Raw genomic sequence first — 10,607 nt, 5'->3', positions numbered from 1 at the left:
ATAAAAAGCAAAAAGCCCTTGCGAAAACGCATGAAGAGAAATGTTTCTTCATGGTGCAAGGGGGTAGTTGCGGATGCTCTCAAACAAGTTTCAACCCGTGTAGGTTGCACGGTTGTTAGTGTAAATTCTGCGTATACGTCACAACTTGACTCCAGATTTGCTACCTTAACGGGTAGTAGAAGTGGTGACAAGTTTACCGGACACGATGGGGTCGTAATGCACTCAGATACTAACGCTGCTGACAATATTCTAGCAAGAATGAGTGATGTTGAAATCACTCGATACATGAAACATTCCGATGTGAAGAAAATCTTGTTAGAAAGAAGTCAGAAGTTTCGGGATTCTTTGATGGAAACCGAAGCGATAACGGGCAAGGATAAGCCCCAGACTCTAGAACCTGAAGTCAGGTCAATCAGAGAGCGAATTATCAGCAATTGACACTGTTTGACCAAGGTTTAACTACGTTAGTTGTGTATCTCTACTTGAGTAGACTTGAGCTATTAGACAGGGAATTAATTCCCTGGCGGATTATGGGATAATCAGAAAGATGTGAATAAAAGACAAACATAAGTAATTATAGCAAAAATCCAACAGTCGATCGCCCCTTATTTTTTTATGTAAAATACATTAACCCCCATAACTTACCAAATAACCTCTTAAAACAAATGACTACCATACCCAACCAATACGAATATTCCTATCAAAATAGTCAAGCTGAACATCATCACAATTATTTGCTAAAACCACTTATGGAAATGATGTCAGAAATGCTACCCCCCCCCGATAACAACCAAAAACCTCGGATTTTGGATCTTGGTTGTGGTAATGGTAGCTTGAGCAATTTCCTAGCACAGCAGGGTTATGAAGTTGTTGGTGTTGAAGAATCTGAATCAGGTGTAAAATTGGCTAATCAAAGTTTTCCCAATTGTCGCTTTATTCAAGGTAGTATTTACGATTTACCATACTCCGAACTAGGAAACAACTTTGATATTGTGATTGCTGTTGAGGTAATTGAGCATTTATTTTATCCTAAAGAATTAGTCAGAAACGCTAAAAAATGCCTGAAACCCAATGGTGGGTTAATCCTAACCACACCTTATCATGGTTATTTAAAAAACCTAGTGATGGCTGCTACAGGGAAAATGGACAACCATTTTACCGCTCTTTGGGATGGTGGTCATATCAAATTCTTTTCCGTACCAACTATGACGGCTTTACTTAAATCAGAGAACTATACAAATATCAAGTTTAAGTTTGCGGGTAGATTTCCCTATCTTTGGAAAACTATGTTGTGTTCTAGTACCATAGTTCAATAACAAGAATATATTTGAATATCCTAATGTTAGAACAAATTACACCTCTCGTCCTTACCTATAACGAAGAAAATAACATTAATCGTACCCTGGAAAAACTTAAATGGGCAAGTAAAATCATTGTTATTGACAGTTATAGCACAGATACAACATTAGAAATTTTGTCTGAATATCCTCAAGTAGAAGTATTTTCCAGGAAATTTGATACTCATGCTACTCAGTGGAACTATGGATTAGAAAAAGTTGCAACTGAGTGGGTTTTATCCTTAGATGCAGATTATATTGTCACTGATGCACTAATAACTGAAATAAAAAATCTATCTCCCAATTCTGGCATTGATGGCTATTTTGCTAAATTCAAATATTGTGTATTTGGTAAACCCTTACGAGGTACTATACTCCCTCCCCGTCAAATTCTTTTCCGTAAAGACAAAGCAATATATATTGATGACGGACATACTCAACTTTTAAAGAATCAAGGTAAATCTAGTCAATTATCAGCATACATCCACCACGACGATCGCAAACCATTGAGTCGTTGGTTATGGGCGCAAGATCGTTATATGGTAATTGAAAGTAAAAAACTTTTAGAAACACCAGAGCATGAACTTAGTATAGGCGATCGCCTTCGTAAACGCAAAATCCTCGCACCTTTAATAATTTTCATCTATTGTCTCATCCTCAAAGGTGGTATTCTCGACGGTTGGCATGGATGGTACTATACATTTCAGAGAGTTTTAGCAGAAATATTGCTGGCTATACATATAATAGAAGCAGAGAAAATAGATAATTAATTGGCTCAAATAACCTGCTCTTTATTGCTAGGAGTTAATCTGATGGTAAATACACTGGTTTTTGAAGTTTCCCAAGCAGAAGACGGGGGATTTGTTACTGAATGTCTCACCGAAGACATTTTTACCCAAGGAGATTCTTGGGAAAAACTCAAAGCCAATATTCGAGAAGCTGTTAAAGCTTTTTACTTTCAAGAATTGAACTTTCCAGTTATACACTTACATCTTGTCAAAAATGAAACTTTCTAACAATATTTTTGCTATATCAACTCTTAGATATATTTTGTCGCATCCTAACTGCCAAGACAAAAAAATCCAATCTGTTTTCAAATTTATGGGTTGGCAGTTCTATAAACGTCTAACTAACAAATATATTGATCATCAAGTTATTAACGGAGTCAAAATTCGCTGCTATCCTGATAGTCGTTCAGCTTCAGCAGTCCTATACTGTGGACTTTATGATTATCATGAAATGAATTTTCTGCTGAGATATTTACGCGCCGAAGATTCTTTTCTCGATATTGGTGCTAATATGCTAATATAGGCATATATACACTATTGGCTGCATCTAAAATCACATCTGGCACAATTTATAGTTTTGAGGTACTTCCTAAAAATTATGCTCGGTTGGAGGAAAATTTAAAGATAAATCATTTGCAGCAAGTGAAAACTTACCCATTAGCAGTATCTAACTTCACTGGAAGTACTGCTCTTAACCTTGCTGAAGGTGATTCCATGCCCTTTATTACAGCAGAACCTACTGATAATACAGTGGTAGTTGCCACTGATACGATTGATAATCTGCTCCAGCACGAATCTTTAAATAACCTCACGTTAGCAAAAATTGATATTGAAGGAGCAGAATTATTAGCCTTACAGGGGGCAACTTCTTTATTGCAAAAACAGCTTGCTTGCGTGTGGATTATGGAAATAAATGATTGTGTGAATAACTTTGGTTACCAACAAGACGACTTAATTAATTTCTTACAAGATTATGATTATGGTTTATATGAATATAATGCTGATAGGAACCAAATTATTCCCACCACGCTGAATCAGCAAAAAGGAAATAACTTCCTAGTAATCGCCAACTCTCTGCTTGACTTTGTCCGCGATCGCCTAAGCGCCTAAACAACTAAAATATTCCTTAGTATTATCAATACCTTTGTCAAAATAAGAGGTTCATTAGTGAGTGTCAACCCTGTAAAAACTCAGCAACAGTCAACTTCAAATCAGCAAATATAAGAGAACCAATTACCTGATCTCCCACATATACCTGCTCATCATAAAAACCCTCTACCCATTCCAATACTGTCACCTTTTGGGCAATGGGGTCAACAATCCAATATTCAGCAATTCCCCGTGCAGCATACTCAGAACGCTTGTAACGATAATCCCGATTTTCTTGATTTGGACTCACCACCTCAACCACCAACACAGGTGATGGCATATCCATTAAAATTAGAGAGCGTGTAGCCCCTTCCATAATCTGAGCTAACTCCTCAGAAAACACCACTAGATCAGGAACACGCACCCCAACTTGACGACTATTTACAACCATTTCCGTTTTCATACTCAACCGATAATATGGAATACTTAATTTTAGAAAACAGGCAACTAAAAACATCGCTATTCGACGATTTATCTCACTTTCAAAAGCCATGGATATTAATTCTCCGTTTTCCAATTCATATAGAGCATCCGTACCATCGTCATAATTAAGAAATTCCTCAAAGGTCATCTTTTTAACCGTTGTAACTGTCATTGCTGTTCCTCCTATTGGCAATTTACGAAGGTAAACTTATAGTGCTGTATGCGGATTTCCCACAATAGGTGTGTACTATTAATGTACTATTAATTAGTAATAGCGAAGTGCTACTGTAAGCAAATCGCATCCGTAAAAAGAAAATCCTCGCACCTTAATAATCTTCATCTATGGTCTCATCCTCAAAGGTGCTATTATGGATTGTTGGCATGAATGGTACTATACATTTCAGTGAGTTTTATCATAACTATTTCTGAGTCTACTTATAATAGAAGCAGAAAAAATAATATATTAAGCAATTACTTATGCGCTTAGATAATTACACACTTGGCAGTTATACACCTGGAGCGCCATACAGTCAACAAATTTTATGGTACTTCATTGGCTCACCCCTAGTGGAGAGTTATTGGCTGCCTATATCATCTATCAAAGTTTCCATACTGAGGCTGTTTGGTGCTACCATAGGTAAAGGTGTACGTATGAAAACAGGAGTAAAAATTAAATTTCCCTGGCGCTTGACCATTGGTAATCACGTTTGGATTGGAGAAGATACCTGGATTGATAATCTAGCTAATGTTACCATCGAAAATCATGTTTGTTTGTCCCAAGGAGTTTATCTCTGTACTGGTAATCATAACTGGAATCATCCCAACTTTGAACTAATTCCTGCTCCTATTTATATTCAAGAGGGTAGTTGGATAGCAGCAAAATCAGTCATCGGACCTGGTGTTACTATTGGACGAGGAGCAGTTTTAGCATTGGGTAGTGTCACAGGAAGATCCTTAGAGTCCAATATCGTCTACTCAGGAAATCCGGCTCAACCAATCAAAAAAAGGGCGGAATGGGAAAATTTAGCATCAGACACTAGCAAAAATTAGCGGAATGTGGGTTTTAAGTCATGCTTATTGGGGTTCTGAATTTTCTGAACCGCATATTGATATAATATGACCAATAGATTTTAGTAGTTATTGGTGATCAGCGTTAAAAATTGCTAAACTATGACTGATGAAGGTAGAAAACAGTTACATATCCCTGGTTATTCACCCGCAAAAAAGCTATGCTTGACCAACAAATTACAAACGACAAAAATTACGGGAGTAGTACGGCTCCTGTTTCTACTCCTGTTCCTACATTATTTTCAAATCCCACATTTTCCCAATTTTCAGAAGAGGCTAGTGATTTTAACCTCAAATCCCTTTTTGGTCTTTTACAGCGCCGAGCAATTATCATCATAGGAGTTGCTTCCGTTGCTATGGGTGGTGTTATTTATACAACTTTTAAACAAGTACCAATTTATGAAAGCGGCTTCCAAATATTAGTTGAACCTGTTAATAGTGACTCTGAACTAGGGAAAATCGACGTAGGACTCGCTAATGTCCTTAAACCAGCCGGACTAGATTATGAGAGCCAAATTCAAGTTCTCCAAAGTCCAGAACTGCTGCGAGATTTTATTAAAGAAATCCAAAGATCTTATCCTGATATTAATTATTATACCCTTTTGCAAGGTTTAACTATTCGTCGCTTGGGACAATCAAAAATAATCCAAGTTAGCTATAAAAGTGATAATAATCGAAAAACTAAACTTATACTAGATCCCCTGGCTGATTATTATTTAAAATATAGTCTCAACAAGCGGCAAACAAAGCTCCGTCAGGGAGTCCAATTTGTGGAGGCAAAACTACCTGAAATTCGAACTAGGCTAGGAGAGTTGCAAAAAGAAATGCAAGTGTTCCGCCAAAGATACAATTTTATTGATCCAGAAAACCAATCTGAAGTAATTTCTGCGCAAATTCAATCTTTGGCACAACAAAGACTAACCATAAATCAACAGTTAACCGCTGCCAGAGCTAATTATGACAGGCTACAGAGACGTGAAGAACAGTTAGCAATTCTCAATACTGCCCCTCTTTATCAAACCCTAATTGGTCAACAACGCCAATTAGACACCCAGCTATCTGGAGAATTAACTCGATTTCAACCGGATAACCCAGTTATCCGCACCTTACAAGAAAAAAGAGCCAACCTTTTACCTATTATTGAAGCAGAAGCCGCACGCACTATTAATATCAGAATATCTGAAGCTACGGATGTAATTAAGAAAATAGAAGTAGACAATCAATACATAGCACAAGTAGAAAGACAAGTGCAATTGAAATTAGACCAGTTGCCAGTTTTGTCTCGGCAATATACTGAAATCCTGCGGAATTTACAAATAGCCAATGAAAGTTTAAATCGCTTTTTAGCGGCTCGTGAACAACTGCAAATAGAAATAGCCCAAACAGAACTACCTTGGGAATTAATCCAAGCAGCTTTTCAGCCTCAATATCCAATTTCTCCAGATATTACCCGCAATTTAACGTTGGGATTTGTGGCTAGTTCTTTATTAGGCATAGGTGCTGCTTTTCTCCGGGAACAGACTGATAATACCTATCACGGTGTTGAAAATGTCCAGGATAAGATAGGACTGCCTTTATTAGGATCTCTTCCCTTTAATAAAAACTTAGTGTGGAATCCATCTTTAAACCTGACAAACATAGGTAAAGACCAAGAACCAGAAGTAGTTGTAGACCCTCTGATCGCCGGTGATGAAATATCTAACACTTCTGCTCGTCGCCGTTCCCGATCCAGCTATTATTATGGTCAAGGATCATTTTGGGAATCTTTACAAGTTTTATATAGTAATATTCAATTGCTTAATTCTGATCGACCAATTAAGTCTTTAGTTGTTTCCTCTGCTGTCCCCGGAGATGGTAAAAGTACGGTGGGATTTAGTCTGGCAAAAACAGCCGCTATTATGGGGAAAAAAGTATTACTTGTAGATTGTGACCTCCGCAAATCCAAGGTTCATAAACTAACACAATTAAATAATATCTGGGGAATAAGTAGTTTAATTTCTTCAGATATAGATGTCAACCAAGTAATTCAAGAAATGCCCGGACTTAATGATTTATCTGTGATTACCGCAGGTCCTACGCCACCTGATCCGGCGCGGTTGCTCTCATCAGATAAAATGGGTCAAATGATGGACTATTTCTCTGAGAATTTTGATTTAGTGATTTATGATTCTCCTCCCTTGTCAGGATTAGTAGATGCTAGACTGGTAGCAGTTCATACTGATGGTGTCATGCTAGTTGTGAGAATTGATAAAACAGATAAATCTGCCTTAAAGCAACTTATTGATACCCTAAAAGCATCTCCCATCAATTTACTAGGAGTAGTAGTTAACGGCGAGAAATTCCGAAGATTCGGATATAACTATAATTACAGATACAGTTCATATTACTATACTAAGAGTAAGAGGTAAATTACCGTCAATCGGTTGGCTAGGATGAGCGGAGTCTTTACCATTTACGGCAATTCATGATTGTGTGATTTCAAGAATTGCTGATAGGTGGTTTATCACCATAAATACAAGACTGAAAAAGCTCTTGTAGCGGCAGATAGATCAACTGTTAGCGTTGATATTAGCATCGGTAACTGTTAATCAACAATACAAGACCAATAACTAACAAAGCTTACTTATTGACAAGACATGGGCAGGAGGAGAATCGAACTCCTATGACCTCACGGTCGCCGCATTTTGAGTGCGGTGCGTCTACCAATTCCGCCACCCGCCCTTGGGTGTAACTTTCTTATTATAACCTATTTTTTGATTTTGGCAATAGGTATTGAGATTTTTTTTGAGAAATTTTTTAGTCAGCAATTGATGAATCAATATCCTCCAATCTGGGACATCCACTGAGTGCCATTGCTACCTTTAACTCATCCTCTAGTAGGGAGATGATATGAGATACACCAGTTTTTCCAGCCACTGCTAATCCCCATAACACAGGCCGGCCAATGAGTACAGCCTTTGCTCCCAGTGCTAAGGCTTTAAGTATGTCTGTGCCTCGACGAATCCCCCCATCTAACAAAATCTCTGCCCGTCCGTTTACTGCCGCTACAATTGGGGTTAGAGCATCCAGAGAAGCGATCGCCCCGTCTAATTGTCTACCGCCATGATTAGAAACAACAATTGCTTGAGCGCCATATTCCACAGCCCGAACCGCATCATCAGATCGTAAAATTCCTTTAACGACCACAGGTAGGGGGCTAATAGATTGTAACCATTGCAAGTCTTTCCAAGTGACTGCGGGGTTAATTTGCTCGCTAAAATAAGTCAATAAACCAGATTCTCCTTGTTCCTGGGGAATCTTTAAACCGGAGATATTGGTGAAATTACCAAGCTGTAAACCAGCAGGTAGGGTAAACTGATTAAGTTGGTCTCGTTCTCGTTTTCCCAACACGGGAGCATCTACGGTGAGACAAATCGCTTTGTAGCCCGCTCTATAGGCTCTTTCCACCAAAGCCCTAGTTAAACCCTGATCTTTGTGGATATAAAGTTGAAACCATTGTAAACCATTAGCGACAGTAGCTACTTCTTCTAAACTCTTATTAGCTAATGTACTCAACACCATACCTACACCAGTATTTTCCGCAGCTAAAGCTGTAGCATTTTCACCCTCTGGATGCGCCAGACACTGAAATGCCATGGGCGCGATTAACAGAGGTAATCGCAAATATGCCCCTAAAATCTTGGTAGTTAAGTTAACTTCACTAACATCTACTAGCATTCTTGGATGAAGTTTAACTCTTGCAAACGCGGCGCGATTATCTTGCAGCGTAATTTCATCCCATGCACCACTACTATAATAATCAAAAGCCATCTGGGAAAGATGCTCTTTTGCCAGTTGTTCGTATGCGAATAAATTAATCGGTGATAGATTCATGTTGCGTAAAGGTAATTTATCTAGCAAGATCAGTTTCAAAACCTAAGATATAACCTACCAATTACGCCAACCTCCTGGGGATGCAGTTTCGTCCCGATGATTAATACTGTGACTTTCCACTAATTTTTGGTACTCTAGACTACTCGCCCACCGATCAATTTCTCGCGCCCGCAATACGGGGACAGGGTGGCTTAATTGGGCTGTGCGGGCAGATTTCACCATTTCCCCCAATTCCGTTTTGCTAATGTCATCATAGGCACGAGCTTGGTCAATAAAAGCATCTAAATTCAATCGGGGTGCTAAACTGGGAGAACCACCGGCTAACTTCATTAATACTGACATGACTATTTTAGGGTCTTGGGTGGCTAACAAAGCGGCACGATCACAGGTAAACTCAGCACAACGTATCCATTCTAATAATTGTGACTGCATAGCTTGTGCTAACACAGTGCCAATATTTGGCACAAATGCAGCCGCTAAAATAAGTAAATTCACGGGCGTTAAATACAGGCTGTGATCGCATTTGAGATGACCTAATTCATGGGCAATTACAGCCTGTATTTCTGCTGGTGTCAATATCTCAATTAAGGATGTATGGATAACTACAAAAGGCTGTTTACCCCGCATAGCAAAGGTATAAGCATTAGGGGCTGGATGTTGACGCACATATAATTGAGGCGGCTCAATGTCAAGAATTTGACAAGCTTCTAATAATAATTTGTGTAATTCTGGAAGTTGTTTTTCTCCTACTAAAATACTAGAAGCGATATTTTCTACATAAAAAACCTGTTCAGCCATTGGACCGAGCCAATTTCTCACCATCATATCTAAACCAGGGATTTGCTTGAGGGTTTTAGTAGCTTCCAAGTCTAGAGGATGACGGAACGAGTCAGCTTTTAAACCAATTAGTGAGCTTTTAAATAAGTCCATAGTTTAATAAAAAAATAAAAAAGGAAATGTAGGTTGGTTGTAGGTTGGGTTGAGCGACAGCAAAACCCAACATTGTCAACGATTTTGCTAGGTTTACTTGAGTCAAACCAACCTACGATATAACGACTTTTTAGCCTTAACCGAGGAGTATTATGTTGATTTTCGTGCTTTTAACTTACCTGCGCTTCCGCAAGACCTACGGGACAAGCTACATTAGTACCACCTAAACCACAATAACCACCGGGATTTTTGGCTAAATATTGCTGATGGTATTCTTCAGCATAGTAAAATTCAGGTGCATCTAATATCTCTGTGGTAATTGTACCATAACCTGCATCCTTGAGAGCTAATTGATAAACATTTCGTGATGTTTCTGCTAGTTGTTTTTGATTTTCAGAATAGACGTAAATTCCCGAACGGTATTGAGTACCAGTGTCGTTACCTTGACGCATTCCTTGGGTGGGGTTGTGGCTTTCCCAGAAGACTTTCAAGAGTTGGGAATAAGTAATTATTTTCGGGTCAAATACAACTAACACCACTTCATTATGACCCGTCATACCGCTACATACTTCTTGGTAAGTGGGGTTGGGTGTGTAACCAGCAGCATAACCTACTGCCGTAGTGTAAACTCCTGATAATTGCCAAAATTTGCGTTCTGCACCCCAAAAACAGCCTAAACCAAACATAGCAGTTTCTAATCCCTGGGGAAAAGGTGCTTTGAGGGGATTTTTGTTCACATAATGAAGTGCTGGTACTCGCATTACTTCGTCCCGTCCTGGCAGTGCTTGCTCGGATGTTGGCATAGCTGATTTTTTTCCAAATCCAAATATTCCCATTGTTTTTAATTTGTATTAATGATTGCGATGCTTCTTGATTATAAAACTAAATACTTTGGGAGTTTCAAAACACCTCTTAGTTAAAGTGTGATCATCAATGATGTTTTTTGTCAATACTTTAGGACTTACTCACAAGTTACAGGATAAATAAAACATCCCAGGCACAGATATCAAAAATGGGGGTTTAGGGAGGTATATTTGGC

At 38.6% G+C, this 10,607-nt stretch carries 12 protein-coding genes and 1 tRNA gene; 8 read left to right on the top strand and 5 right to left on the bottom strand.

Translation table 11 applies throughout. The features are described from left to right. From FFO06_RS01075 to FFO06_RS01050, 6 genes are all read left to right on the top strand, one after another. The coding region (locus tag FFO06_RS01075; RefSeq protein WP_236097044.1) for a zinc ribbon domain-containing protein at window positions 1-438 on the top strand (438 nt) is incomplete at its 5' end. Window positions 439-665: 227 nt separating this feature from the next. Then, on the top strand, window positions 666-1,316 hold the full coding sequence (locus FFO06_RS01070) for a class I SAM-dependent methyltransferase (RefSeq protein ID WP_137906371.1): 651 nt from the start codon (window positions 666-668) through the stop codon (window positions 1,314-1,316). Between the two features lie 23 nt (window positions 1,317-1,339). After that, window positions 1,340-2,107 carry a glycosyltransferase family 2 protein gene (locus FFO06_RS01065; RefSeq protein ID WP_137906370.1) on the top strand — a complete coding sequence of 256 codons (768 nt, stop codon included), beginning with the start codon at window positions 1,340-1,342 and terminating at the stop codon, window positions 2,105-2,107. Between the two features lie 42 nt (window positions 2,108-2,149). After that, complete coding sequence (locus tag FFO06_RS01060) at window positions 2,150-2,353, top strand: type II toxin-antitoxin system HicB family antitoxin (protein WP_137906369.1); 204 nt, start codon at window positions 2,150-2,152, stop codon at window positions 2,351-2,353. Window positions 2,354-2,438: 85 nt separating this feature from the next. Continuing rightward, on the top strand, window positions 2,439-2,648 hold the full coding sequence (locus tag FFO06_RS01055; protein WP_137906368.1) for a hypothetical protein: 210 nt from the start codon (window positions 2,439-2,441) through the stop codon (window positions 2,646-2,648). A gap of 14 nt (window positions 2,649-2,662) precedes the next feature. Further along, a complete protein-coding gene (locus FFO06_RS01050) occupies window positions 2,663-3,235 on the top strand; it encodes an FkbM family methyltransferase (protein ID WP_162501160.1) in 573 nt (190 codons plus the stop codon). A gap of 64 nt (window positions 3,236-3,299) precedes the next feature. Here the strand turns inward: FFO06_RS01050 and FFO06_RS01045 are convergent, their stop codons facing one another. After that, window positions 3,300-3,869 carry a Uma2 family endonuclease gene (locus FFO06_RS01045; RefSeq protein ID WP_137906366.1) on the bottom strand — a complete coding sequence of 190 codons (570 nt, stop codon included), beginning with the start codon at window positions 3,867-3,869 and terminating at the stop codon, window positions 3,300-3,302. Window positions 3,870-4,174: 305 nt separating this feature from the next. Here FFO06_RS01045 and FFO06_RS01035 point away from each other — a divergent pair, with 305 nt between their 5' ends. Together FFO06_RS01035 and FFO06_RS01030 are read left to right on the top strand one after the other, a co-directional pair. Then, entirely contained in the window at window positions 4,175-4,747 is a 573-nt protein-coding gene (locus tag FFO06_RS01035) for a WcaF family extracellular polysaccharide biosynthesis acetyltransferase (protein WP_137906365.1), read from the top strand. A 179-nt stretch (window positions 4,748-4,926) separates the two neighbouring features. Continuing rightward, window positions 4,927-7,173 (top strand): GumC family protein, encoded by a 2,247-nt coding sequence (locus FFO06_RS01030; RefSeq protein WP_137906364.1) that lies wholly within the window; start codon window positions 4,927-4,929, stop codon window positions 7,171-7,173. Window positions 7,174-7,402: 229 nt separating this feature from the next. On the opposite strand, the gene FFO06_RS01025 is transcribed toward FFO06_RS01030, so the two are convergent. The 4 genes from FFO06_RS01025 to msrA all read right to left on the bottom strand — a co-directional run bounded on the left by FFO06_RS01025 (window position 7,403) and on the right by msrA (window position 10,404). Then, a tRNA-Leu gene (locus FFO06_RS01025) sits at window positions 7,403-7,486 on the bottom strand. Window positions 7,487-7,561: 75 nt separating this feature from the next. Beyond that, a complete protein-coding gene (locus FFO06_RS01020; RefSeq protein ID WP_137906363.1) occupies window positions 7,562-8,638 on the bottom strand; it encodes a glycolate oxidase in 1,077 nt (358 codons plus the stop codon). 54 nt (window positions 8,639-8,692) lie between these two features. Beyond that, complete coding sequence (locus FFO06_RS01015; protein ID WP_137906362.1) at window positions 8,693-9,568, bottom strand: M48 family metallopeptidase; 876 nt, start codon at window positions 9,566-9,568, stop codon at window positions 8,693-8,695. 170 nt (window positions 9,569-9,738) lie between these two features. After that, window positions 9,739-10,404, bottom strand: coding sequence for a peptide-methionine (S)-S-oxide reductase MsrA (msrA, locus tag FFO06_RS01010; protein WP_137906361.1), 666 nt, complete (start codon window positions 10,402-10,404; stop codon window positions 9,739-9,741). Between the last annotated feature and the right edge of the window lie 203 nt (window positions 10,405-10,607).

The organism is Dolichospermum planctonicum, assembly GCF_005402965.1.
GTDB lineage: Bacteria > Cyanobacteriota > Cyanobacteriia > Cyanobacteriales > Nostocaceae > Dolichospermum > Dolichospermum planctonicum.
The sequence above is the reverse complement of the archived record's forward strand: the minus strand, read 5'-3'. Positions and strand labels throughout refer to the sequence as shown.

Coding starts and splice junctions, on each gene's coding strand:
- FFO06_RS01030 (WP_137906364.1), top strand. CDS start 4,927: ATGCTTGACCAACAAATTACAAACGACAAAAATTACGGGAGTAGTACG.
- FFO06_RS01060 (WP_137906369.1), top strand. CDS start 2,150: ATGGTAAATACACTGGTTTTTGAAGTTTCCCAAGCAGAAGACGGGGGA.
- FFO06_RS01070 (WP_137906371.1), top strand. CDS start 666: ATGACTACCATACCCAACCAATACGAATATTCCTATCAAAATAGTCAA.
- FFO06_RS01020 (WP_137906363.1), bottom strand. CDS start 8,638: ATGAATCTATCACCGATTAATTTATTCGCATACGAACAACTGGCAAAA.
- FFO06_RS01065 (WP_137906370.1), top strand. CDS start 1,340: ATGTTAGAACAAATTACACCTCTCGTCCTTACCTATAACGAAGAAAAT.
- FFO06_RS01055 (WP_137906368.1), top strand. CDS start 2,439: ATGGGTTGGCAGTTCTATAAACGTCTAACTAACAAATATATTGATCAT.
- FFO06_RS01045 (WP_137906366.1), bottom strand. CDS start 3,869: ATGACAGTTACAACGGTTAAAAAGATGACCTTTGAGGAATTTCTTAAT.
- FFO06_RS01035 (WP_137906365.1), top strand. CDS start 4,175: ATGCGCTTAGATAATTACACACTTGGCAGTTATACACCTGGAGCGCCA.
- msrA (WP_137906361.1), bottom strand. CDS start 10,404: ATGGGAATATTTGGATTTGGAAAAAAATCAGCTATGCCAACATCCGAG.
- FFO06_RS01015 (WP_137906362.1), bottom strand. CDS start 9,568: ATGGACTTATTTAAAAGCTCACTAATTGGTTTAAAAGCTGACTCGTTC.